Raw genomic sequence first — 24,630 nt, 5'->3', positions numbered from 1 at the left:
AGCCTCACGCCGGATCACGATCACGGGGGTTGTCAATGAATCGGAAGCTTGCCATCGGCGTGGGTGCCGCCGTCGCAGTGCTCGCCGCAGGCGGTGGCGTCGCGGTGCTCACCTGGCCGTCGACCCCCGGGAACGGCACGGCGCTGGCGGGCGTCTCGGTGCTGCCGCCCGAGCCGGGCGCCGAGCCGCCGCGGATCAAGACCGCGCTGCACACCGTCGACGTGGCCGGCCCGGCCGGGGTGCCGCAGCGCGCCACCGAGCACTTCAGCCTGCTCGGCGTCACCTGGGCCGACCCGGCGGACAAGCCGGCCGGCACGATCCAGGTGAAGACCCGCAGCGTGGCCACCGGCAAGTGGTCCGGCTGGCAGTCCCTGGAGGTCGGCGACGGCGGGCCGGACGGCGCGGAGGCCGCGGCGGGCGCCCGCCGGGGCGGCACCGAGCCGCTCTGGGTGGGTGACTCGGACGGGCTGGCCACCCGGATCCAGGGGCAGGGCAAGGGGTTGCCGGCCGGGTTGCGCGTCGATCTGATCGATCCCGGCCGGGACACCGGCGGCAAGGGCGGCGGCATGGTCCTCGCCGAAGGGGAGAGCGCGTCACCCACGCCGGAGCCGTCCGGATCGGTGAGCACCGAGCCGTCGCCGAAGCCGTCGGACCCGCCGAGCTCCCCGTCGAGTTCCCCGTCGAGCGCGACGCCCGGTACGGCATCGGCCACGCCGTCGGCATCGAGCGTGCCCGCCCCGAGCTCGGCCACCCCGGTGCCGACCTCGACCGCGCCGATCAAGGCGCAGTTCCCGGCGTACGTCTCCCGCAAGGGGTGGAGCGCCGACGAGACCATCGTCGGGCCGATCAACGTGGCCACCGAGGTCAAGGCGCTCTGGGTGCACCACACCGTGCACACCCAGGACGCCAACGCGTACACCTGTGACCAGTCCGCGGCGATCGTGCGCGGCATCCAGATCTACGACGTGCGCAGCAACGGCTGGTCCGACCTGGGCTACAACTACATGGTCGACAAGTGCGGGACGCTCTTCGAGGGCCGCCGGGGCGGCGTGGAGGCGCCGGTGGTCGGCGCGCACACGATCGGCTTCAACACCGGATACGCGGCGGTAGCGGTGCTCGGCGACTACCGCACCGCGACCTCCAACGACGCCATCGAGACGACGATCGCGCAGCTCGCGGCCGCCCGGCTGGGCAAGTACGGCTACAACCCGAGCAGCACCGCCACGTTCGTCGCCGGATCCACCAACAGCAAGTTCCGGCAGGGCGCCACGGTCACCGTGCCGCGACTGTCCGGGCACCGGGACATGGACGCCACCGTCTGCCCGGGCGACAACCTGTACTCCCGGCTGCCGGCGATCCGCGCCAAGTCGCAGCAGATGGTGACCGGCATGGCGCTCCGGTCGGTGACCGGCGGCGGGTACGCGGCCGGCGCCTACTACGTGCGCGACAGCGCCACCCTGACCTGGACCGTGGCGACCGCGGCGGCCGACCTCGCCGGCATCACCGTCTCGGTCGACGGCCGGACGGTGTCGACCCTCGACGGCGCCGCCCGCAGCGTCAAGCTGACCGTCGCGCCCGGCCGGCACTCGGTGACCGTCCTGGCCGCGCACCGGTCCGGCAGCACCGCCCGGGTCAGTACCACCCTCTACGGCGACCCCACCGCACCGACCCTCACCGCGCCGGCGGTGAGCCTGCGCACCGGCACCTACAGCGCCACGTCGGCGCCGGTGACCGTCGGGTTCACCGCGCGGGACAACCTGCGGCTGGCCGCTGTCACGGTGAGCCGGCCACGCTCGGCGACACTGTCCGGGACCGCGAGCAGCTGGGCGACCACCGCCAAGCCGGGTGCGCGGGTCGGTTACACGCTCACCGCGCGCGACGTGGCCGGCAACGCCCGGGCCGCGTCGGCCACCCAGTCGGTGCTCTACCTCGCCGAGACCAAGGCGACCCGGACCGGCACCTGGGCCGGCCGGACGTCCGGTTCCTACCTGGGCGGCAAGGCGCTCACCGCGAGCAGGAAGAACGCCAAGCTCACCTACACCTTCACCGGCCGGTCGGCGGCGCTGCTCTTCTCCCGCGGGCCGCGTACCGGTAAGGCGTACGTCTACCTGGACGGCCGGAAGGTCGCCACGGTGGACACCAGGTCGGGCTCGGCCGGTCACCGGCAGGCGCTCTGGGTGAAGGCGCTGGCCAGCAAGAAGCACACCGTCGTGATCGTGGTGGCCGGGACGTCCGGCCGCCCGGCGGTGGTCAGCGACGGGCTGGCGTACGTCAGGTAGCCGGCTGCGCCGGGGGCAGGGTGAACCAGAACGTGGCGCCCTGCCCCTCCTCGCCCTCGGCGTGGATCTCGCCGCCGTGCCGCTCCACGGCGCGGTGCACGGTGGTCAGGCCGATCCCGGTGCCGGGGAAGTCCCGGGCGTCGTGCAACCGGGCGAACGGGCGGAACAGCTCACCCGCCTTGCCGGCCGGGAAGCCGGCGCCGTTGTCGCGTACGAAAAACCGCCCCTGATCGAAGCCGACGGTGACCACCGGGTGTTCGATCTTGCGGGTGAACTTGACGGCGTTGTTCACCAGGTTCTCCAGGATCACCCGGACCAGGCCCTCGTCGGCGTCCGCCGTCATCGCCTCCTGCACCTCGAAGTCGACCTTGTGCTCCGGGTCCCGGCCGGCCACCTCGGCGCACACCTGCCGGGCCGTCGCGGTCAGGTCGAAGGTGGTCCGGCGCAGCTCGCCGCGGCTGGCCCGGGCCAGGATCAGCAGCGACTCGACCAGGTCGGCCATCCGCAGCGCGGCCGCGTAGATCCGGCTCAGCCGGTGCCGGGTCTGCTCGCCGAGCTGTTCGTCGTCGGCCTCCTCCAGCATGTGCTCGGCGAAGCTGGAGATCACCTGGAGCGGGCCGCGCAGGTCGTGCGAGACCGAGCCGGAGAACGCCTCGAGCTCCCGGTTGCGCCACTCCAACTCCTCGACCAACGCGGCCCGGGTCTCGGCCAGCTGCCGGGCCGCGCGCTCCTCGGCGGCGTCCAGCTCGCGGCGCATCAGCTCCTCGCGGATCCGGCGGGCCTCGTCGTGCGACTGCTTGCGGCGGATCTGGGCGCGCACGTGCACCCGCAGCCCCTCCGGGCCGTCGGCCAGCCGCACGTAGTCGTCGGCGCCGGCGGCCAGGCAGTCCAGCATCGCCTCCTCGCGGCCCGCCATGATCAGCGGCAGGTCACCGACCCGCGGCACCTCGCGGATCCGCCGGCACCCCTCGCGGGCGTGCGGCAGGTCGCCGTCCAGGCCCAGCACGATGCAGTCGGCGGCCTGCTCGCCGAGCAGTTCCAGGGCGTCGCTGACACTGCCGCACGCCACGATGTCGTAGCCGTCGGCGCGCAGCGCGTCGGCCCACTCCTCCAGCTCGGCGCGGTTCGGGCTGACGGTGAGCACCTTGCCCGGACCGTGCAGGCTGCCGATCGCCTCGATCGGCAGCTGCTCGGCGGCCTGCCGCAGCACCGCGGCCAGCTTGGCCAGCACCACCGCGAGGTCCTGCTGCTTGCGGACGAACGCGTCGGCGCCGGCGTCCAGCATCTGCATCTCGGTGGCGTAGTCGTCGGCGGCGGTCATCAGCAGGCACGGCGTGTCGCGCAGGGCCGGGTCGAGCCGGATCCGGCGGATCACCGTGGCGCCGTCGATGCCCGGCATCACCCCGTCCACGATCACCGCGTTCGGGCGGCGGTCGGCGGCCATCCGCAGGCCCTCCTCGCCGCTGGCCGCGGTCAGCACCGCGTACCCCTCCGGTTCGAGCAGGTCACGCAGCCGTTCGCGGAACGTCGTGCTGTCGTCGATGACCAGGATGGTGGGGCTGCCGTTGGCGCTGTCCGGGGCCTCGCCGAGCAACTGGCGGGTGCGGGCCACCACGTAACCGGCGTCGTACGGCTTGCCGACGTACTCGTCGGCGCCGATCCGCAGCCCGGCCAGCCGGTCGGTGACCTCGCTCTCCACCGACAGCAGCATGGTCACCACCCCGGCGTGCGCGGCCGATCCGCGCAGCTCGGTGAGCAGCTCCAGCCCGTCGGCGTCGGGCAGCAGCACGTCCAGGATGGCGGCGTCGAACTCCTCCCTGGCGAACGCGGCGCGCGCCTCCGCGCCGTTCGCGCACAGGATGGTCTGGAAGCCGTCGTCGGAGAACGCGTCGTGCAGGTCCATCCGGACGGTCAGGCTGTCGTCGACGATCAGCACGGTCGGCGTCATCGGCGGCTCACCACCGGGTGCAGTTCGGCCAGCCGCGCCGCGATCCGGGACGGGGACATGACGAACGTGGCCGCGCCGAGCAGCGCCGCCTCCCGCGGCATGCCGTACACCGTGCTGGTGTGCTCGTCCTGGGCGAAGGTGACGGCGCCGCGCTGGCGCATCTGCAGCAGCCCGGCAGCGCCGTCCCGGCCCATGCCGGTGAGCAGGCAGCCGGCCGCCAGACCGGCGTACTCGGTGGCCACCGACTCGAACAGCACGTCGACCGAGGGCCGGCAGGAGTGCCGGGGCGGCCCGCTGGACAGCCGCAGCGCGTGGTCCTGGACGTACAGGTGCCGGTCCGGCGGGGCGAGCAGCACCTGACCGGCCAGCGCGCTCACCTTCAGGCCGTCGGTCGCGTAGCGCACGTTGCGCCCGGTCTGCCCGCCCAGCCAGTCGGAGAACGCCACAGCGAACTGCTCGCTCGCCGCGATGTGCTGCACCACCAGCACCGGCGTGCGGAAGCCCGGTGGCAGGTCGCGCAGCAGCTCGGTGAGCGCGCCCGGCCCGCCGGTCGACGCGCCGATCGCCACCAGCGCCAACGGGTTGGCGGGCGGCGGGGCCGCGGCGGCCGCCGGCGCCGGCGGGGACAGCGGCGCGGCGGGCCGGGCCCGGCCGTCCAGCCGCGCTCGCGGATGCGTGATCACCCGGATCCGGGAGACCATGCGTACGGTACGCCGGAACCGCGGTGACCAGTCCACGTCGGAATCGTCGCCGCGCGGCTTCTCCATCACGTCCACCGCCCCGGCGGCCAGCGCGTTGTACGTGCTGAACAGCTCCTTGCGGTCGGCCGACGACACCACCAGGATCGGCGTCGGATGCTCGGCCATGATGTGCTCGGTCGCTTGCAACCCGCTGATCCCGGGCAGCATCATGTCCATGGTGATCACGTCGGGGCGCAGCCGGCCGGCCATCTCGACCGCCTGCTCGCCGGTCACCGCCTCGCCGACCACCAGCAGTTCCGGGTCCTCGGCCAGCGCCTCGCGCAGGTGGTGGCGCATGGTCATCGAGTCCTCGACCACCAGGACCCGGATCATTCGCGCACCACCAGACGGCGGATGTGGGCGAGCAGCTCCTCCTGGTCGAACTCGCCCTTCACCACGTACGCGCTGGCGCCGGCCCGGATGCCGCGCTCCCGGTCGGCGGCGCTGGCCCGGGAGCTGACCAGGATCGCCGGGACGGCGGCGAGCTCCGGGTCGGCGCGGGTCCGCTCGACGAAGGTGAAGCCGTCGATGCCGGGCATGTCGATGTCGGTGAGGAACAGGCCGTACCGCCGGGTTCTCGCCTGGTCCAGGGCCTCCTCGGCGGAGGCGGCCAGGTCGACCTGGTAACCGGCCGACTCCAGGATGCTGCGCTCCAGCATCCGGGTGGTCAGCGAGTCGTCGACGACCAGGATCGGCAGCGGCGGGGCGACCGAGGCGGCCGACCGGCCGGCGGCGCCCTCGGCGCGCAGGATCTCCCGGGCCAGCCCGGCCGGGTCGAGGACCAGCCGCGGGTTGCCGTCGCTGTCCACCGAGACGCTGCCGATCGCCGGGGTGCACGGGGCCAGTTCCGGCAACGGCCGGGCGACCAGCCCGTGCGTGCCGCAGAGCCGGTCCACGCCGAGCGCCACCAGGCCGTCCCCGCCGTCCATCAGCACGGCGGCACCCGGTCCCGCCGCGTCCGGCACCGTCAGGCCGGTGTAGAGCGCCTCGGCCAGCGGCCGGAACGGCGCCGCGACGTCCTGGTAGACCAGCTTGCCGGTGGTCGCCGCGGTGGCCGCCTCCACGGCGCTGAGCCGCACGCAGGCGCGGACCGCGTCCAGCGGCAGCGAGGCGACGGTACCCGCGGTCTCCACCAGCAGGCCGGTCATGCTCAGCAGGACGAGCGGCACGATCAGCTCGACCACCGCCCCGGCGCCCGGCGTGCTGCGGATCTTCACCTCGCCGCGCAGCTGGGTGGCGACGTCGCGCAGCACGTCCATCCCAATCGCCCGGCCGGCCACCTCGGTGACCGCCGTGGAGGTGCTCAGCCCGCCGTGCAGCACCTGGTCGAGGATCTCCGCCTCGCCCTGCGCCGGGAGCCCGCGGGCCTCGGCCTTGTGCCGCAGCGCCGCCATGTCGAAGCCCCGGCCGTCGTCGGAGCAGCGGAACGTGGCGTACCGGCCCTGGCGTTCCACCCCGACGGTGACCGTCCCCTCGGCCGGTTTGCCCGCCGCCACCCGTTCGGCGGCCGGCTCGATGCCGTGCACCACGGCGTTGCGGACCACGTGCAGGAACGCGGCGCTGGCCGGGCCGAGCAGGTGCGAGCCCATCCGGACGTCGGCGCCGTGCGCCACGAACCGCACCCGCCTGCCCTCGCTGTCCGCGGCGTCGCGCACCGCCCGGCGCAGCGCGGTGAAGATGGTGCCGGCCGGCACCAGCCGCATGCCCTCCGCCTTGGCCCGGACGTCGTCCAGCTCCCGTTCGATCTGGTCCATCGCGTCGATCAGCCGCCGCCCGGCGGTGCCCAGCTCGGCGGCCAGCCGGCGGGCCGAGGCGTGCGTGACGGCGGCCGCGGTCCGGCCACCGCGGAGCTGGTCGGCGAGGGCCTCGGCGTGCTGGTGCAGCTGTTCCACGACGTGGCTGCCGGCCCGCAGCGGCGCCATCCGGGCGGTGGTCTCGGTGATCGCGTCCAGCAGCTCGTCCAGGTCGGCGGAGGCGGAGCGGGGCGCGGGCGGCTCCACCGGGGCCGTCCCGGGGACAGCCGGCTCCACCGGCTCGGGCATCGGCATCGCCACCGGTGCCGGCTCCGGTGCCGGTGCCGGCTCCGATGGCTTGGTCAGCGCGGCGACCTGTGCGCTGATCTCGTCGTTCAGGCGCAGCAGCTCACGCATCTCGGCGGCGGCCAGGCCGGCCGGGTCGTCCCGGTACGGGACCAGGATCTCCTCGAACTCGTGCGCCCGGTCGGCGATCGCCTTCTGTTTCACCACCCGGGCCGCGCCCTTGAGCGTGTGCGCCACCCGGAGCAGCTTCGCCATCGGTTCCGGACCGGGCCGCTGGTCCAGGTCGAGCACGCCGGAGCTGATCTGCTCGACCAGCTCCTGCGCCTCGATCCGGAAGTAGCGCAGCGGATCCCGGTTCTCCGGCATCTCAGTGGCTCCGGGTCCCGACCAGTTCCAGCAGGTCGCTGGAGAGGGTGCTCAGGTGGGTGGCGGTCTGCTTGGTCTGCACCGCGCTGGCCTCGGTCTCCCGGGACACCCGGGCGGTGTCCGAGGCGGCCACGTTCACCTGCTCGACGGCGGTGGTCTGCTGCTTGGTGGAGAGCTCGATCTCCCGGGTGGCGTCGTTGGTGGTGGCCACCAGCTGGGCGATCTCCCGGAACGCGCTCGTCGCGTCGTCGAACTGGCGGGCTCCGGCGTCCACCGCCTTGGCGCCGATCTCGGTGGCCATCACCGTGGTGTTCACCGCGCCCCGGACGTCGTCGATCAGCGCCCGGATCTCCTTGGCCGACGCCGCGGTCCGGTCGGCGAGCTTGCGGATCTCCTCGGCCACCACGGCGAACCGGCGGCCCCACTCACCGGCCCCGCTCGCCTCGATGGTGGCGTTGATGGCCAGGATGTTGGTCTGTTCGGCCAGCTCGGAGACCAGGTCCACGACCCCCCCGATCTGCTGCGACTTCTCGCCCAGCGCCAGCATGTGCTGGACGATCTGGTCGACCTGGGTGCGGATCGCGGTGATCGACGCCCGGGTCTGGCCGATGGTGGCGTCGCCGTTGCGGGCCGCCGACTCGGTCTCCTCGGCGATCTTCGAGACCCGCTGGGCGCTGTCCGCGATCTGCCGCGAGGTGATCAGCAGCTCGTTGATCGTGGTGGTGATCTCGCTCATCGCGCTGGCCTGGTCCCGGCCGCCGTTCACCTGCTGCGCGGCCGCCGCCTCCAGCTGCGCCGACGAGCTCTGGATGTGCCCCACCGCGGCGCCCACCTCGCGGCGCAGGTCCCGGCTCAGCCGCCAGGCCACCAGCACCGCGCTGCCGGTGGTGAGCACGCCCAGCACCAGGATCAGCACGATCGCGATGGTGGCCTGCCGCGACGAGTGCCGGCGGTCGGCCTCCACGTCGGCCCGGACCCGGTCGATCAGGTCGGAGAGCTGCGACTGCACCTGGTTGCGCAGCGGCACCACCCGGTCGCTGTTGAGCTTGGCGGCGGCCACCGGGTCGGCGGACCGGGACCGCTGGTCCATCACCGTGTCGATCGCCGCGGCGTGCTTGTCCTCGGTGTCGGCCACCTGGGCGAGCATGCCCTTGACCGTCGCGCCGGCGCCCGACTGCAGGTCACTCAGCTGGCTGAGGAAGTCGACCCGGTCCTGCGCGGTGGCTTCGGAGAACTCCTGGGAGGCATAGAGCAGGTAGCCCCGATAGTCGGCGAGCCGCTTCTCCATCAGCCGGTTGAGGTTCTGCGCCCCGGTCAGCTCGTGGGTGGCCGCCGAGATCACCCGGTCCTTGGCGTGCATCACGAACAGCAGGCACAGCGCGGCGACGACCACCGACATCAGGGTCAGGGCGCTGGTGATCCCGACGCCGATGCCGAGTTTCCGGCCATATGTGCGTCCAGCCATCAAGGGGACACCTCCGGGTGTTCATGCCCGGCCATCCGATGGGCCAGGGCGCGGGTGGCCGGCACGTCGACGATCGGCCGGTCGCCGTCCGGCAGCCGGACCATGCCGCGCAGGCAGCTGCGGGACGTCGTCCCGGAGCCGTCCACGACGTCGGCGACCGGCACCCGGACGTGGTGGTCGAGCTGGTGGAACGCGAGCGCCAGCGGCGGTGTGCCGGTGGCCAGCACCAGCCAGCGGGGCTCCTCGGCGATGGCGTGCCCGAGCAGCGCGGCCAGGTCGTAGACCGGTACCACGACACCGGCGAAACCGGCCAGCCCGCGCAGCGCCGGCACCGTGGTGGGCAGCGGGGTGACCGGCCGGTCCGGGTACAGGCCGGAGGTCTGGGACAGGCGCAACGCGTACGCCCGCCCACCCGCCCCCACCGCGAGCAGCTCCACCGCCTCGTCGTCGAGGGTCCGGGCCGGCACCGAGAACGAGTGGTCGAAGTCGGCCCGCAGCCGCTCGACCCGGGACAGCATCCGATCGGTCATCGCCGCGTCCCGCCGGCCGCCGTCGCCGCGTCCAGCTCGGTACGGCACAGCGAGCTGAGCGTCAGCCGCCCGAACCCGCCGCCGAACAGCGTGATCCGCTCCTCGCTCTCCCGGGGCAGCAGCTCCAGCGCCGCGCCCAGCTCGGCGGCCGCGTCCCGCCCGTCCCCGCGCCGCCGGGCCAGCAGCCCCAGCCGCAGCCGGGGCATGGCGAACCCGGGATCCAGGTAGGCGGCCAGCCGGTACTGCCCGGCCGCCCGGTCCGGCTCGTCCACCTCGTGGCAGACGCCGAGCAGGTGGTGCGCGTCAGCGTCCGGCACCCCGGAGTCGATCAGAGTGCGCGCGGTCTCCTCGGCCTGGGCCAGCCGGCCGCGCTGCGCCAGCAGCACGCCGTAGAGCAGCAGGTCGCGGGGCCGCCGCTGGGGGAGCGCGGTGCTGATCAGGTCGAGCGCCTCGGTGAACTGCTCGTCCCGCAGCAGCTCCAGGGCCCGCGGGTGGACGTCCTCCGGCTGGCGCGGCGGGTCGTGCCGGATGACCGGCCGCAGTTCCGGGCGCGGCGGGGGTGCCGGCTCGTCGCGCCGGTAGTAGACCGTGTCGCCGAAGTGCTGCACGGTGAAGCCGTCCGGATCGCTGCCCAGCGAGTCGGTGTGCCCGAGGAAGAGCGCGCCGCCCGGCGCCAGGGCCCCGGTGATCCGCCGGAGCAGGCCGGCGACGGTGGCCTTGGTCAGGTACATCAGCAGGTTGCGGCAGAAGATCACGTCGTACCGGCCGGGCTGCCAGATCCGCGGCTCGGCCGGGTCGGCCACGTTGTGCTCGGCGAACCGCACCGTCGCGGTGATCTCCGGCAGCACCCGGTAGCCGTCCTCGGCCGGGCGGAACCAGCGCCGCCGGATGTCGGCGGGCGTCTCCCGCAGCGCCCAGTCGGAGTACACCGCCTGCCCGGCCCGGCGCAGCATCTCCGGGTTAGCGTCGATGCCCAGCACCGACACGATCCAGTCCGGCGCCGGGCACGCCCGGCGCGCCACGATGGCCAGCGAGTACGCCTCCTCGCCCGACGAGCACCCGACCGACAGCAGTCGCAGCGCCCGCTGCCCGGCCCGGGCCGTGACGCGCTCCGGCAGCACCCGCTCGGCGAGCGCCCGGAACTGGTCGGCGTGCCGGAAGAAATAGGTCTCGGTGATGCTGAGCCGCTCGGCCAGCACCGTGGTCTCCTCCGGCCAGTCCCGCACCGACAGCCGATTCAGGTACTCGTTCTCGGACATCCGCCGGGCCGCGGCCCGCTCGGCCAGCACCGGCAGGACCGGCACCGCCTCGGTGTCCGCGGTGACCCAGCCCAGCCGCTGCTCGAGAATCCCGCGGAACCGCACCAGCGGCGGGTCCTCCCGCACGACATGCCTCACGGCGTCCCTCCCGTCCCGCCGTCCCGGCCCGCCAGCTCCCAGACCTCGTCCGGCACGGTCCGGATGGCGCGCAGCACCAGCAGCGGCTCGGTGCCGATCGTCCCGACGGCCGCCACCAGCGATCGGGACGCCCCGGTGAACAGCGTGTTCGGTCCGTCCGGCGCGGTCGCCTCGACGGTCCGCACGCCGAGCACCGGCCCCGTCGCGCAGGCCACCGGACCGCGCCCGGCCCGCACCGCCACGTACCTATCAATCTCGGACGTGGTCCCTGTCAGCAGCCGGGTCACGTCGATCACCGGGGCGGGTTCGCCGCGCAGGATCGTCAGGCCCAGCACGTAGGGCGGGGTGCCGGCCAGCGGCCGGGTCGGCAGCGGCCGCATGGTCTCCAGGACCTCGTTGAGGGTCAGCGCGCAGTAGAGCGGTCCGGCGCGGAAGACCAGCGCCATCACCCCGGCGTCGAGCGCCGGAGCCAGCGCCTGTGTCTGCTGCCCCACGGCCTCAGGCTACCGAGGAGAAGATCCGCCTTCGCGAGCTTTGCTCGCTTTGACCGGCCGACTTGCCGGGCACCGGCCCGGCTCGCCCAGGGCCGATCATTTTCGGTACGGCGATGGGGCCGGCCCCGGTGGGCAGCCGCCCACCGCGCGCACCGGAGCCGGCGGCTCGTCACTCCTCGGGCGCCCACCAGGTGGGGATCAGGTTGTTCTCGTCGCGCTTCTTGGCCGCCCGGCGGGCCTTGCGTCCGTCGGCCGGCGGCGCGCTGTGCCGGCTCACCCCGGCCGGTGGCCGCCCGGCGAACGGCTGCCCGTCGCGGCCCGCGTCACTCCACCCGGCCCGCGGCATGCCGTCCCGGCCCACCTCGGGCCAGCCGGCCGGCACCGGCCCGGTCGGTTCCATCGGCACGGCCACCGGATCGGGCGTGGCGGTGCTCACCGCGCGAGCGGGGACGGCGTCCGGCCACAGCCGCGGCCGGCGCTGGGCGGCCAGGTCCTCGACCCAGCCGAACAGCAGCACCGCGACCCCGGTCAGCAGGAACGTCATGCCCAGTGTCACCGGCTTCTCCAGGTGCCCGAGGTCGTCGAGGGCGAGGAAGGTCAGGAGCGGCCAGATCGCCGCGATCGCCAGGTTGTGCCACAGGTAGACGGTGACCGCCCGGTTGTTCAGCAGCGTCACCGCCCGGTCCAGCGGCCGGACCCGGGCCAGCCACGCCATGCCCGGCTGCCAGCGCAGCGTCAGCAGCACGAAGGCCAGGGAGTAGAGCGACTGCGACTCGGAGACGTCGTTCAGGTCCCAGGCGTCCTCACCCTGGTGCCCGTTCTGCCAGTACAGTGCCGCCCCGCCGAGCATCGCGGCGAGGAGCAGCACGCTCGTCGGGTGCAGCCGGGCCAGCCGCCCGTCCCGGTGTGCGAAACCCATGATCCAGCAGGCGCCGTAGGTGACGAAGTCCCACATCACCGCGTCGGCGGTCTCCGGCAGCGCGAAGCCGGTCTTGTCGAGCACCACGATCGCGGCGATCGGCGCGAACACCAGCAGCCAGCAGGCCGGGCCCAGCCTCTTCCAGACGACCCAGAGCAGCGGGGAGAGCAGGATGAACCAGACGTACGCCCGGATGTACCAGAGCGGCTCCCAGGAGTCGATGCCGAGGTCGCTGCCGGGCGGGTCGCCGAGCGGCAGTATCCAGAAGGCGAGCTTCCACGGCGTGAAGGGGTGTTCGCCGTCCTCCTCCTGCGCCCAGCCCAGGGCGATCATCACCGGGACGGCGATGAGCCCGAGCAGCCACAGCGGCGGGAGCAGCCGGCGCAGCCGGGACGTGACGACCCGATTCGCCGGCCGCTTCTCCAGCGACGCCGCGGTCAGCGATCCGGCCAGCGCGAACATGACGCCCATGGCGGGCATCACGATGGACAGCCAGGACCATCCGAAGAGGTGGTAGACGATCACCCGGACGATCGCGGCGGCACGAAGCAGGTCCAGGTATCGGTTTCGCACCGGGGAACCGTAGCGGCGGTCGATGCGATTCCGGGACCAGCCGGGTGGACGGCAAGAACGCCTTTGCGGATTACCCCGATAGCGGGAAGTGTGCCGGAATCCAGTGCGATTGTGCGACGCGTGTGCTCTGCCCTGATCGGACTTTACGCAGCTCATGCCGTACGGATAAATGGTTGTCGAAACAGCGGTGACCGGAGGCGGGTCCGGCGGCGAAGTGACCGCCTCGCGTCTGTGACGTTGGTCAACTCCGGGAGCGCCCCGGAAAGGCGGGGCGCGCTGAGGAATGGGATCGACTTCAGTTATGCGTAAGCCTCTGGTTGTGCTCGGCGTGGCTGCCGCGGCTCTCGTCGCCGGTGGAGCGGTCACGACACGCGCGTTGGCGCAGGAGCCGCCGGATGACGATTTCTCTGGCTTCAATGTGTTCGGTGAGCCGTTGTTCGACGGCGCGGGCGATGAGTACGTGGAGGAGGAGCCGGACTCCGATGTGGTCGACGTGCCGAGGATTCCGGATGTGACGCCCGGCAGCACTCTCCCGGAGGCGCCCGGCGGCGGGTCCGCCCACCGCGCCCAGCGGCCGGCGGAGGCGCCGTCGGGCGAGCCGGCGGAGCCGTCCGAGGAACCGGCGGACGAGCCGTCGGCGGGGCCGGCGGAGGAACCGAAGCGGGCGCCGGCCCGGATCAAGGCGGAGACCCCGCGCAAGAACTACGGTTTCGCCGCGGCGGCCGACCCGATCGCCGCCTCCCGCACCGCGGTCACCGCGCAGAGCATCTCGTCCAGCCCGGTCGCGCCGGTCCAGCAGCAGATCCTGGCCCTGGTCAACCGGTACCGCGAGCGCGCCGGCTGCCGGCCGGTCACCATCGACCGCCGGCTGATCGACGCGGCCAACCGGCACGCGGCCGACATGGCCCGCCGCGACTACTTCGAGCACGCGTCGCCGAACGGCGACCGGGCCGGCGAGCGGGTCAGCGAGGCCGGCTACTCCTGGCGGTGGTACGGCGAGAACATCGCTCGCGGCCAGGACAGCCCGTGGGAGGCGATGGACGGCTGGATGAACAGCCCGGAGCACCGGGAGAACATCCTCGACTGCAAGCTCGACCAGATGGGCGTCGGCCTGGCGCTGGATCGCGACGACACCCCGTACTGGGTGCAGGACTTCGCCACCCCCAAGTAGAAAACCTCTTCCCCGGGACCGGGATGCCGATCGGCATCCCGGTTTTGTGTCACCGTCCCTTCCCCTGAGCGTCGTGGTGGGGCGGCTGTGCTTCGATGTGCGGACGACACTCCTGGGGAGGATGTGATTTGGCAGTGATACGTGTTACCGCGCGTCTCACCACAGCGGCGCTGGCCGCCGTGGTGGGCGGCGGACTCGGTGCGTTCGCACTGGCACCGGCCGGCGCCGGCGCGGCCGTGCGGAGCGCGCCGGTCACCGCCACGGTGGCGACCACGGTGGTCACCAGGGCGGCGGCCGCATCGTGCGCGACCGGCAAGTACCAGAAGCAGGTCGAGGGCTACCTCAAGCAGCTGGGTGGCTACGGCACGGTGACGGTCGACGGCAAGCAGTCCGCCGCGGACTGTGCCGCGATCATCAAGTTCCAGAACCGGTTCGGCATCTCGCCGGCCAAGGGCCTGGCCGGCCCGACCACCTACGACGTCGCCAAACGACTGGCGGCGACGAGGACGGCGGCCTGCCAGCCCAAGCGGAAGGGCATCACCTTCTGCGTCGACCTGACCCATCAGACGACGTGGGTGATGAAGAACGGGAAGGTCTACGTCAAGCCGACCATCACCCGTACCGGCATGAAGGGGTACCGGACGCCGGCCGGCACCTTCTCGATCAACAAGCGGACGAAGCGGGAATGGTCCGATCCGTACGAGGTGTGGCTGCCGTACTGGCAGCGCTTCATCGGCGGGCGCGGGTTCCACCAGACCACCACGTACATCCACGACAAGTGGCGTGGTTCGCACGGTTGCGTCAACCTGCTCCAGCAGGATGCCAAGAAGTACTACGGCATCGGCAAGATCGGCTCGACGGTGAAGGTCTTCGGGCGTCGCCCGGGTACCTGATCACTCCCGCCGAGCGCGGGCCGTCCCTCTCCGGGGCGGCCCGTTCGGCTTTCCCCGGCCCCTCGCTCCGCTTTCCCGGCCTCTCGTCCGGGCGTGATCCGACATAGAGTGGCCTCTGTGTCCCGCACCGCGATGATCGCCGGCGGCTCCCTGGTGCTCCTGCTACTGACCGCCGCCTCCTGCGACTCCGACCCCACCTCAGTCCGCCTCGGCACCGCCACTGTCGGCACCGTCGACGAGATCGTCGAGGCGCCCGGCTCGGTCACCGCCCGCACCGCCGCCACGCTCAGCGCTCCCGCCGCCGGCACCGTCTCCGACGTGCTCGTCGAGCCGGGCGACCGGGTGCGGAAGGGTGCCGTCCTGGCCGTCATCACCTCGCCCGAGCTGGAGCGCCGCCGGGATGCCGCGAAGGACGCCCTCGACCGGTCGCCGTCCGGCGGCGGCGTGCCGTCCGGTGACTTCACCGAGGTGCGCGAGAGCACCGACCGGCGCGCCGAGAAAGCGTTCCGCCAGGCCCGGGCGGCGGCCGCGAAGATCGCCGACCCGACCCTGCGGAAAGCCCTGATCGAGCAGGTCGGCACCGCGCGGGAGCAGTATGCCGCGGCCTCCGACGCGGCCGCCGCCGCGGTCCGCGCGGTGCAGCGGGGGGTCGCGTCGCTCGGCGAGGCGGTCAGCTCACTGTCCGCCGCGCAACGGATGCAGGCACAGCAGGCGTACGCCCTGGCGGACGCCGCCGTGGACGCGCTCACCCTGCGTGCTCCCGTCTCGGGCGTGGTCCAGTTCGGCGGGGCCGCGTCGCCGGCCGGCCCGGATCTGTCGTCCCTGCTGGGGACCGGCGGGACGAATGCCACCACGCCGGCCGAGGGCGTCGACTCGGCGATCACCGAGGGCTCCTACGTGGCCGCCGGCACCCCGCTGCTCACCGTGATCGACATGGGCCGGCTCGGACTGGCCGCCGAGGTCGACGAGACCGACGTCCTGCTGGTCAAGCCGGGCGTGCGGGCCGACGTCGAGCTGGACGCCGCGACCGGCGCCACCTACCAGGCCACGGTCCGCTCGGTCGACCTGCTGCCCACCACCTCGGCGCGCGGCGGGGTGTCCTACCGGGTGCGGCTCGACCTGGGCGGCGGGAAGTTCGCCGACAGCGGCGGCGCGGCACCCAGCCCGCGGCCGGGGATGAGCGCCATCGTCCGGCTCAAGGTCCGCCAGGTCGAGGACGCGGTCACCGTACCGGCCTCCGCGGTGGTCAGCACCGACGGGAGGGACACCGTCTGGGCGGTCCGCGACGGGCGCTACCAGCCGGTGCCGGTGCGCCTCGGCGTGCAGGGCGAGGAGACCGTCCAGGTGGTCGCCGGGGTGGACGCCGGCCAGCAGATCGTGGTCGCCGGCGCCGACCAGGTGGAACCCGGCGACCGGGCCCGGTGAGCGAGCTGGCGAGCGCATCGATGAGCACCCCGGCCGTCGTCGCCACCGACGTGACCCGCACCTACCAGCTGGACGGCGTCTCCGTCCCGGCGCTGCGCGGCGTCTCGCTCACCGTCGAGCCCGGCGACTACCTGGCCATCGTCGGCACGTCCGGTTCCGGCAAGTCGACACTGATGCACCTGCTCGGCGGTCTGGACCGGCCGACCAGCGGCTCGCTGCTGATCGGTGGCCGGGACGTCGGCGCGCTGTCCCCGAACGACCTGGCCGAGCTGCGCAACACCACCATCGGGTTCGTCTTCCAGTCGTTCCACCTGCTGGCCCGGACCACAGCGCAGGACAACGTCGGGTTGCCGCTGGTCTATCGCGGCGTGGGGCGCCGCGAACGCCGGGCCCGGGCGGCCGCGATGCTGGAGCGGGTCGGGCTGGCCCACCGGATCGGGCACCGGCCCAACCAGCTCTCCGGCGGCGAGCAGCAGCGGGTGGCGATCGCGCGGGCGCTGGTCACCGGGCCTTCGCTGCTGCTGGCCGACGAACCCACCGGCAACCTCGACTCCGCCACCGGGGAATCCATCCTCACCCTGCTGGAGTCGCTCAACGCCGACGGGGTCGCCGTCGTCCTGGTCACCCACGACCGGGACGTGGCGCAGCGGGCCCACCGGCAGATCCGGATGCGGGACGGGCTGATCGAGGCATGAGAGTCGCCGAGGCGTGGCGGGTCGCCCTGGACGCGCTGCGGGCCAACCGCCTGCGCAGCCTGCTCACCATGCTCGGCGTGGTGATCGGGGTGGCCGCCGTGGTCGCGCTGGTGGCGATCGGCACCGGCACGAAACAGCAGATCGAGAACCAGGTCGAGGGGCTCGGCTCGAACCTGCTGATCGTGGTGCCCGGCCGGCTGGCTGCCGGCGCCGCCCCGACCAGTTCCCCGCTCACCCTGGACGACGCCGACGCGGTCAGCCGGGTCGTCGGGGATCGCTCCCGGGTCGCCGTCACCATCGCCTCCGGCGAGACCGTCCGGGCCGGCTCCCGGTCCGGTTTCGCCAGCATGCAGGGCGTCCTCGAGACCACGCCGACGGTCTTCGTCAGGCACCTGTCCCGCGGCGGCTACCTGACCCGCACCGACGTCAGCACCGGCCGCCGCGTCGTGGTGCTCGGCGCCGGCGTGGCCCGCACCCTGTTCGCCGACCGGGACCCGATCGGCCGGCAGCTGACCATCGGGGGCGTCCGGTTCCGGGTCATCGGGGTCTTCGAGCGGCTCGGCCAGAGCCTCGGCGTCGACCGGGACAACGAGGTGCACGTACCGGTCACCGCCGCGCAGCGGCTGCTCGGCACCGACCGGATCGACGGCCTCGCCATCCGGGCCCCGGACCGCGACCGCATCGACCAGCTAGGCAAGGACGTCGTCGCGACGCTGACCCAGCGGCACCCGGACACCGACTTCAGCGCCGTCACCCAGGAACAGATCCTCGGCGTGCTCGGCGACATCCTCGGCGTGCTCACCGGGGTGCTCGCCGCGATCGCCGGGATCAGCCTGCTGGTCGGCGGCGTCGGCGTCTCCAACATCATGCTGGTCTCGGTGCGCGAACGCACCAAGGAGATCGGCCTGCGCAAGGCGGTCGGCGCCCGGCCCCGCGACATCGGCGTCCAGTTCCTGCTCGAAGCGGTGCTGCTGACCACCACCGGGGGCGTGCTGGGCATGGCGCTCGGCGCCGCCGGCGCGCTGCTGGTCGACGGACTCAGCCCGGTGCCGGCCGCGCTCACCTGGTGGTCGATGACCCTGGCGTTCGGGGTGTCCGCGGCGGTCGGCATCATCTTCGGCGTAGTGCCAGCACAGCGGGCCGGCCGGCTGGACCCGGTGGTGGCCCTGCGAACGGAGTGACAGATGAAACGGGTTCCCGCGCCGCTGCTCGTCCTGGCCGGCATCGGCTCGGTCCAGATCGGCAGCGCGACCGCCCGGATGCTCTTCGACGACCTCGGCGCGGCCGGCGTCACCCTCCTGCGGCTGACCGTCGCGGCGCTGGTCCTCGGCCTGCTCGCCCGGCCCCGCCCGCGGCGCTGGCCGGCCGCCGCCTGGCGGGCCGCGCTGCTGCTCGGGCTGTTCATGGGCGCCATGAACCTGGTCTTCTACCTGGCGATCCGCAGCGTCCCGCTGGGTACCGCGGTCACCGTCGAGTTCCTCGGCCCGCTGCTGCTCGCCCTGGTGCAGACCCGCCGCCTGGTCGACCTGCTCTGGGCGCTGCTGGCCGGCGCCGGCGTGGTCCTGCTCGGCCTGCACTCGGGTGGCTCGGCCCCGCTCGGCGGGCTGGCCCTGGCCCTGCTGGCCGGCCTGTGCTGGGCCGGCTACATCGTGTTCAGCGCCCGGGTCGGCGCGCTCGTCCCGGGCACCGGCGGCCTGGCCGTCGCGCTCGCGGTCGGCGCGCTGCTGGCCGCCCCGTTCGGCCTGCCCGGCGCGGCCGGTGTCGTCGACCATCCGCACCTGTTGCTCGGCGGCGCCGCCGTCGCCCTGCTCTCCTCGGTGATCCCGTACGGACTGGAGATGACAGCGCTGCGCCGGATCCCGACCCGGGTCTTCGGCATCCTGATGAGCCTGGAGCCGGCCGGCCGCCGCCCTGGCCGGCCTGCTCGTCCTCGGGCAGCGGCTCGGCCCCGTCGAGATCCTCGCGCTGCTGCTGGTCACGCTGGCCAGCGCCGGGGTGACGCTGGCCGGCCGGACCCCGGCGGAGCGGCCCGAGGAGACCGCCGTCGGCGTCTGAACCGCCCAGGTCGCGCCCGGCAGTCCCGCGATCAGCCCTTCTCCCCGACGATCGGGTGTTCCGCGGTGACCTCGTCGAAGGCCTCCGCGCCCCGCCGCTCCGCCGGTGGTGCCGCGTCCTCCGCCGGTTCCTCGCTGTTGCGCCCGCTCAGCGGCGCCAGGATCTCCTCGGACCGCCGCGGATAGGGACCCCAGCCGTCCCGCAGCACGTGGATGTAGACCGCCTCCAGGCACACGCCGATCCGCTCCACCAGATCGGTGTCCTCGGTGGCGCCGAGCCGGATCGCGCGCGCGAAGTGATCCAGCGCCTCCATGTGCCGCCCCTGGTCGAACGCGCTCCGCCCGGCGTTCTCGTGCACCACGCTGCGCACCGCCGCCGAGACGTCGGAGTCCACCGCCCGCTGGAACAGCCGGTCCGCCTCCATCCAGTCCCCGCGCAGCCGCAACACGTGCGCCAGCTCCGCCTGCGCGATCACCATCGACTGCTCGTCCTGCGCCGACTCCGCGTGGGCCAGCGCGAGCCGGCTCGCGGCCGCCGCCATCCCCAGCTCGCCGAGCAGCCGGTAGACCTCCGCCCGTACGCTGAGCAGCCCCGCCTTGACCACGTTGTCGGCCTCGTCGGCGAGCGGCCCGTCCAGGCGCTCCCCGAGATCGCGCAAGGCGTTCCGGTCGTCGACCACCTCACGAAGCGTTCCGCCGTCCAGCCGCCAGCGGATGGCGTCCAGGTCGGCGGCGGAGAGCGGCAGGTGCTTCCCCAGGTCGCCGTTCTCGCCGGCGGGCTTGGTGCCGTTCGCGGGCTTGCCCGCCGGTTCGGTGCCGGTGGCGGGCTTCCCGGCCGGTTCGGTGCCGTTGGCGGGCTTCCCGGCCGGTTCGGTGCCGGTGGCGGTTTTGCCGGCCGGTTCGGTCCCGTTCGCGGTATCGCCGGCCGGCTCGGTGTCGTTGCCGGTGGTTACCGTGGCCTCGGGTGCCGTGCCGGCCGGGTTGCCCTCCGGCGCGCTGTCCGGCGCCCCGTGCGGCTCGTCGCTCGCCGCGGCGGTTGCTCCCGGAGCCTTTCCGTCGGTCTTGGCCACGAACCACCCACTGCCGAACGCGGTATCGCTGTACCGGCGGGGCTCCTGATCGGGCCCGGACACCGCCAGCTTCCCGATCGGCTTCAGGTTGTGCCAGGTCCCGTCCGCGTCCATGTAGGGCGCCGGCTCCCCGTCGTCCCCCGCAGCCGGAGAACCGTCGTCGGCCGGCGTCCGCTGTGCGGGCACAGCACCGGTTCCGGCAGTCGGCCCTTGCCGCGGCGACGACCAGATGTCGTCCTGCGGCCGGCCGCCACCGGCCGCAGGAGCATGTGCTTCCGGGCCCGAGTCGTTGCCCGGCAGCGGGGCCGGCAGTGGGGCCGGCAGCGGGGTGCTCCCCGCGCCGGACCGGTGCCCGGCCCGCGGACCCCACCCGTCATCGTCCGTCGGCGCCACCTGCGGCAGTTCCCCGGTCGGCGCCCCGCTGCCCGGGTTCCCGACCTGCGCGAGCTCGCCGGTCGGCGTCTCGCCGCCCCGGGTCCCGACCTGAGACAGCTCCCCGGTCGGTACCTCATGGCTTCGGTTGCCGGCGGGCGACAGGCCACCGCCCACGCCGCCATGCGGCGCGACGGGCACACTTCCGGTTCCTTGGTTCCAGCCATTCGCCAGTTGCCCCGCCCCGCCGGCCGGCGAGATCGGGTGTCCCGGCCCGGCGGCCGGTGACAGCGGATGTCCCGGTCCGCCAACCGGCGGCATGGGGTGTCCCGGTGCGGTAGCCGGGGAGATCGGGTGTCCCGGTCCACCGGCCGGTGAGATCGGGTGTCCCGGTGCGCCGCTCGTGGCCGCGAGATGCTGACCGGCCCGTGGACCCCAGCCGTCGCCGACCCCGTCCAGCCCCTGCTGCCCAGCCGGCGATACCGGCCGAGCCTCGGCAGCCGGTACCCACTGGCCCGCGGACGACACGGGTCGCGCGGCCGGCGGCGCTGCCGGAGCAGCGCCGGCCGCCGAAGCCTGCGCGATCGGTTGGTCCGCGGCCCACCCGGGTGCGGTGGTGTCCGCCTGCGGGCTGGCACCCGTCGGCGGCACGACCGGCTGAGCGCGGAAGCCGGCGGGCACAGGACGCGGCCCGAACGGCTGGTTCGTCCCCGCGGGCGTGCCACCGAAGGTCGGTGTGCCCGGCTGCGCCGCGGCAGGTCCCGGGATCGGCTGGACCGGAGGCGGTGCCGTGGGCGTCGGGTTCGGGCCCGCGACCGGGCCCCGCTGGATCGGGTGCGCCACGCCGGGTGCCGGGTGGGGCTGGCCGGACCAGGGCGCCCCCAATGCCGGGTTCGCCTCGGCGGGGAGTGGCGCGCCGGGTGCCGGGTGGGGCTGGGCCGGGTGCGGCATTCCGGTCGCGCCCGGAGCCGGGTGCGGTTGCATCGGCTGCGGCGCGCCCGCCGCACCGGGTGCCGGCATCGGCCGGCCCGGCTGCGGCATGACCGGCCCCGCGGGCGCAGTAGGCCGCAGCTCGACCGGGCCGGCCGGTGGCGCGGAGCGTGGTGCGATCGGGCCGGCGGGGTAGGCCGACGGCGGTGCGATCGGGCCGGCCGGTGGGGCGGACCGGGGCGCGACCGGGTCGGCGGTCGGCACCGGCTGCGGTGTGACCAGGCCGGGCGGTGTGATCGGCTGGGCCGGGGCGGCCGGCGACTGGCCGGGCATCGGCACAGTCGGCCGGTTGGCCGGCGTCGGTGCGCCGGGCCGTCCGCTCGGATGCGTGGGCATCGGCATCGGCGGCGCTTCGTCCGGCACGATCGCCCAGGGCCCGTCACCCTCGGAGAGGAAGACGTGCGCCGTGCGGGGGCTACGCCCGGTCCGTTGCTGCGGCACACCCGATCCCGGGTACGCCCCAGCACCCGGAGCCGGACTGGCCGGGCCGCCGGGCACGCCACCCGGCGGGGGACCGGCCAGACCGGGAGCGCCGGGCTGCTGCGGGGTTCCGGTGCGGGGCGGTTCCGGTTGCCGGTTCGGGACGGTGGTCTCCGAGCCGGCCGGGACAGCACTGCCCGGCGGGATGGGCCCGGCCGCGTTGGCCGGGACCGGCCGAACCGCGTTCGGCGGGACGGGAGGGGCCGGATGCGGCGGCGCCGGCCGGGCCGCGTTCGGCGGGACGGGACCGGCCGCGTTCGGCGGGACGGGACGGGCCGTGTTCGGCGGGACGGGACCGGCCGGGTGCGGCGGGACGGGACGGGCCGGGCTCGGCGGGACCGCATCGGTGACAGGCGGAGCCGGGTTCGGGGGTACCGCGCCGGAGATCAGCCGGGTGGCGTTCGGCGGCACGTCGTTCGGGGCGGGTGCGTTGCGGGACGCGATCGGCGTACCGGAAATGTCAGTGACCTCGGGAACGGCCGGACCCTGCGGGCGGGCAGCCGCCGCGGGGGAAGCGGACGCCGCGGCCGGGACCTGGGGTCCGGCCGGACCGATCACCCGGGCGGGCGCGGCCGGCTGCGGCGAGCCGACCACGCGGGGCGCGATCGGCGGCTCACTCTTGATGACGCGTGGCGCGGGCGGCGGGGTGGCGCGGCTGACGACCTTCGGGGGAGCGGGTGGCTCGGCCCGCCGCAGAACCCGCGGCTTGCCCTCGTCGCTGTCCCGGGGCGTCTCGTAGTACTCGCCGTCGAGCACCACCGGCTCGCCCCGGCCGATACCGGGCTGCTCGTCCTCGTCCTGCTCCACCCACTTGTCCAGCCCGGCGAGACGCTCGTCCCGCGGCTCGTCCGCCGTCCAGTCCTCGGCGGCGGGGTCATCGGCCAGATCGGCGTCCGCCGGGAGGTCATCCCAGTCGCGGGCACGCAGGTCGACCGGCTCGTCGTGCCAGGGCCGCCGGTCGTCGCCGTGGACCCGTCCGCCGTCGTGGACCGCTTCGTCACGATCGCGAGCGTCGCCGCGGCCCCGGCCGTCGACCCGCCGGAGCTCGCCGTCCCGGCCGAACTCGTCGTCCCGGATCAGATCGTCGTCCCGGACCCGGCCGTTGTTCCGGACCGACTCCTCGTCCCGGACCCGATCGCCCGGCCGAGCCGGCTGGACGTCCTGCGGGCGCACCCGGCCGTTGGCCCGGACCGGCTCGGCGTCCTGCGGGCGCACCCGCCCGTTGGCCCGGACCGGCTCGGCGTCCTGCGGGCGCACCCGCCCGTCGTACCGGTCATCGCCGTTGCCACCCGGAACCTGAGCCCGCCCGGCAACCGCCGGCCGCTCGCCGCCTCGCGCCGGCCCGCGCCGCACGTCCTCGTCGTCCCGCCGCGGCCGCCGACCACCCACCGGACGGATCGGCCCAAAGCCGTCATCCTCCCGGGGCTGCGGGTCGATGCCGCGCTGCGGGTCCATCCCTCGCCCGCGCTGGTTTTCGAACCCGCGCTCATCGGCGAACCCGTCCCGCGCCGCCGAGCCGCGTCCACGCCGCCCGTCCCGCTCCTCGGACCGGCCGGCCGGACCGCCCCGCCGCTCGTCGTCCCAGCGCACCGAGGGTTCAGCCGGACGCCGCTCGTCCCAGCGTTCCTCGGCGGGCCGTCGCCGTCCGTCGTCCCGGCGATCCCCGATGTCCCGGGACCGTCCGCGACCGCGTTCGTCAGGGCCGTCCCGCCGGACCCCGTACCGATCGGCCGGCCGGCCCGCCCGCCCGGAGTCCTCACCCTGCGGCCGCCGCCGGCGCTCGGGGTTCTGCAGAGCCGCCGGGTCCACGATCGGAAAGTCCGGTTTGTCGAAGTCGACACCCAGCTCGGGGCGGTTGAAGTCGATGTCGTCGAAGTAGTTGCCGGACAGGTTCTCGACCGAGGTGTCGATCGGCACGAAGTCCGGGTCGGACAGCCAGCTGGGGCGTTTGTCGTCGAACGGGGCAGCCGGTCGGTCCGGGCCGCGACGGCCACGGCGTGCCGCCGGTTCGTCACTCTCGGCAGCCGAACGGCGAGTGGGGATGACCGGGTCCGGCGCCGTACGCTTTTCGTAATGGCGCTGCTGGACCACCGCGTGTTTCGGCATGAAGGAGTATTCGTTGTACTCCTCGTCCCAATACTCGTCGTCCTCGAAGCTCATGACGCGGCTCCGTTACGGCTGGGGAATGTCCCACCGCCCCGTCGCCGCATATGTGCCACCGTCCTCACCCTGGACCACCTCCGCGCCCCCCGGTGCCCGCCCCTCGCGTACCGGATCAACCGCCCGCCACGTGGTGGATGTGGAAGGTTAATCACGGATTTGCGTGGTGCGCCACCGCTCTGCGGGTCCCCCAGCCCGGACTCGCGAGGGCACCGCGGCCGGTGACCGACCCGGCGCCGCAGCCCGCCGGATGTACTCGGTCGCCACTGAATACGTCCACCGGGCGCTCCGGGTTCAATGTGGTGAGCAGTGAATATGCCGAGTCCCCGGCGGCGGGCGGGCCGATCTGCCCGGATCAACGACGATCATTGGTTGCCGGAAACGCCGGAGTGATCGATTTAAGCAGTTCTTAAGCTCCCTCTCAGGAAACCTACGAACTTGCGGGCGACCCTGAACAGGTGACGGAGTGTGGCGAAGGGCACGCTTGCCATTTGCGGATCAAGGGGGGTGGGTCTGGCACGGTTGTTGTGCGGCCGGGTCCACGAAGGACGCGCCCCGACGGGGGCGGGT

The 24,630-nt window shown here is 74.0% G+C and carries 14 protein-coding genes and 1 pseudogene; 6 read left to right on the top strand and 9 right to left on the bottom strand.

All coding sequences use genetic code 11. From position 1 onward, the window contains the following. The first annotated feature begins 35 nt into the window (after positions 1 to 35). A complete protein-coding gene (locus Actob_RS28345) occupies positions 36 to 2,279 on the top strand; it encodes an N-acetylmuramoyl-L-alanine amidase (protein ID WP_284914891.1) in 2,244 nt (747 codons plus the stop codon). Here Actob_RS28345 and Actob_RS28340 read toward each other — a convergent pair. The 8 genes from Actob_RS28340 to Actob_RS28305 all read right to left on the bottom strand — a co-directional run bounded on the left by Actob_RS28340 (position 2,272) and on the right by Actob_RS28305 (position 12,750). Beyond that, positions 2,272 to 4,227 (bottom strand): response regulator, encoded by a 1,956-nt coding sequence (locus Actob_RS28340; protein ID WP_284914890.1) that lies wholly within the window; start codon positions 4,225 to 4,227, stop codon positions 2,272 to 2,274. The two genes, Actob_RS28345 and Actob_RS28340, sit on opposite strands and share 8 nt — an antisense overlap. Beyond that, positions 4,224 to 5,300 (bottom strand): chemotaxis-specific protein-glutamate methyltransferase CheB, encoded by a 1,077-nt coding sequence (gene cheB / locus Actob_RS28335; RefSeq protein ID WP_284914889.1) that lies wholly within the window; start codon positions 5,298 to 5,300, stop codon positions 4,224 to 4,226. Before cheB ends, Actob_RS28340 begins: the two co-directional genes overlap by 4 nt. Next, on the bottom strand, positions 5,297 to 7,372 hold the full coding sequence (locus Actob_RS28330) for a hybrid sensor histidine kinase/response regulator (RefSeq protein WP_284914888.1): 2,076 nt from the start codon (positions 7,370 to 7,372) through the stop codon (positions 5,297 to 5,299). The genes cheB and Actob_RS28330 overlap by 4 nt, the downstream gene beginning before the upstream one ends. A 1-nt stretch (position 7,373) precedes the next feature. After that, entirely contained in the window at positions 7,374 to 8,837 is a 1,464-nt protein-coding gene (locus Actob_RS28325) for a methyl-accepting chemotaxis protein (RefSeq protein ID WP_284914887.1), read from the bottom strand. After that, positions 8,837 to 9,367, bottom strand: coding sequence for a chemotaxis protein CheW (locus Actob_RS28320; RefSeq protein WP_284914886.1), 531 nt, complete (start codon positions 9,365 to 9,367; stop codon positions 8,837 to 8,839). The genes Actob_RS28325 and Actob_RS28320 overlap by 1 nt, the downstream gene beginning before the upstream one ends. Next, positions 9,364 to 10,764: a CheR family methyltransferase gene (locus Actob_RS28315; protein ID WP_284914885.1), complete on the bottom strand. Its 1,401-nt coding sequence runs from the start codon at positions 10,762 to 10,764 to the stop codon at positions 9,364 to 9,366. The genes Actob_RS28320 and Actob_RS28315 overlap by 4 nt, the downstream gene beginning before the upstream one ends. Continuing rightward, complete coding sequence (locus tag Actob_RS28310; RefSeq protein ID WP_284914884.1) at positions 10,761 to 11,258, bottom strand: chemotaxis protein CheW; 498 nt, start codon at positions 11,256 to 11,258, stop codon at positions 10,761 to 10,763. The genes Actob_RS28315 and Actob_RS28310 overlap by 4 nt, the downstream gene beginning before the upstream one ends. 169 nt (positions 11,259 to 11,427) lie before the next feature. Next, a complete protein-coding gene (locus tag Actob_RS28305) occupies positions 11,428 to 12,750 on the bottom strand; it encodes an acyltransferase family protein (RefSeq protein WP_284914883.1) in 1,323 nt (440 codons plus the stop codon). 301 nt (positions 12,751 to 13,051) lie between these two features. Between Actob_RS28305 and Actob_RS28300 the strand changes: the two genes are divergently transcribed. The 5 genes and pseudogenes from Actob_RS28300 to Actob_RS28280 all read left to right on the top strand — a co-directional run bounded on the left by Actob_RS28300 (position 13,052) and on the right by Actob_RS28280 (position 18,115). Further along, positions 13,052 to 13,921 (top strand): CAP domain-containing protein, encoded by an 870-nt coding sequence (locus tag Actob_RS28300; RefSeq protein ID WP_284914882.1) that lies wholly within the window; start codon positions 13,052 to 13,054, stop codon positions 13,919 to 13,921. Between the two features lie 128 nt (positions 13,922 to 14,049). Further along, positions 14,050 to 14,814 carry a L,D-transpeptidase family protein gene (locus tag Actob_RS28295; protein WP_284914881.1) on the top strand — a complete coding sequence of 255 codons (765 nt, stop codon included), beginning with the start codon at positions 14,050 to 14,052 and terminating at the stop codon, positions 14,812 to 14,814. 117 nt (positions 14,815 to 14,931) lie between these two features. Next, positions 14,932 to 16,239 (top strand): efflux RND transporter periplasmic adaptor subunit, encoded by a 1,308-nt coding sequence (locus Actob_RS28290; protein WP_284914880.1) that lies wholly within the window; start codon positions 14,932 to 14,934, stop codon positions 16,237 to 16,239. A gap of 20 nt (positions 16,240 to 16,259) precedes the next feature. Continuing rightward, positions 16,260 to 16,931, top strand: a pseudogene (locus tag Actob_RS28285) (ABC transporter ATP-binding protein); the annotation flags it as partial. Then, a complete protein-coding gene (locus tag Actob_RS28280) occupies positions 16,931 to 18,115 on the top strand; it encodes an ABC transporter permease (RefSeq protein WP_284914878.1) in 1,185 nt (394 codons plus the stop codon). The pseudogene Actob_RS28285 and the gene Actob_RS28280, both read left to right, overlap by 1 nt. A gap of 905 nt (positions 18,116 to 19,020) precedes the next feature. On the opposite strand, the gene Actob_RS28275 is transcribed toward Actob_RS28280, so the two are convergent. Further along, entirely contained in the window at positions 19,021 to 24,060 is a 5,040-nt protein-coding gene (locus Actob_RS28275) for a hypothetical protein (protein ID WP_284914877.1), read from the bottom strand. Positions 24,061 to 24,630 lie beyond the last annotated feature (570 nt).

Source organism: Actinoplanes oblitus, assembly GCF_030252345.1.
Taxonomy (GTDB): Bacteria; Actinomycetota; Actinomycetes; order Mycobacteriales; family Micromonosporaceae; genus Actinoplanes; species Actinoplanes oblitus.
The sequence above is the reverse complement of the archived record's forward strand: the minus strand, read 5'-3'. Positions and strand labels throughout refer to the sequence as shown.

What these genes read in the sequence shown, in the direction of transcription:
- Actob_RS28330 (WP_284914888.1), bottom strand. Translation starts at nt 7,372, where the DNA reads ATGCCGGAGAACCGGGATCCGCTGCGCTACTTCCGGATCGAGGCGCAG.
- Actob_RS28280 (WP_284914878.1), top strand. Translation starts at nt 16,931, where the DNA reads ATGAGAGTCGCCGAGGCGTGGCGGGTCGCCCTGGACGCGCTGCGGGCC.
- cheB (WP_284914889.1), bottom strand. Translation starts at nt 5,300, where the DNA reads ATGATCCGGGTCCTGGTGGTCGAGGACTCGATGACCATGCGCCACCAC.
- Actob_RS28325 (WP_284914887.1), bottom strand. Translation starts at nt 8,837, where the DNA reads ATGGCTGGACGCACATATGGCCGGAAACTCGGCATCGGCGTCGGGATC.
- Actob_RS28320 (WP_284914886.1), bottom strand. Translation starts at nt 9,367, where the DNA reads ATGACCGATCGGATGCTGTCCCGGGTCGAGCGGCTGCGGGCCGACTTC.
- Actob_RS28340 (WP_284914890.1), bottom strand. Translation starts at nt 4,227, where the DNA reads ATGACGCCGACCGTGCTGATCGTCGACGACAGCCTGACCGTCCGGATG.
- Actob_RS28345 (WP_284914891.1), top strand. Translation starts at nt 36, where the DNA reads ATGAATCGGAAGCTTGCCATCGGCGTGGGTGCCGCCGTCGCAGTGCTC.
- Actob_RS28275 (WP_284914877.1), bottom strand. Translation starts at nt 24,060, where the DNA reads ATGAGCTTCGAGGACGACGAGTATTGGGACGAGGAGTACAACGAATAC.
- Actob_RS28300 (WP_284914882.1), top strand. Translation starts at nt 13,052, where the DNA reads ATGCGTAAGCCTCTGGTTGTGCTCGGCGTGGCTGCCGCGGCTCTCGTC.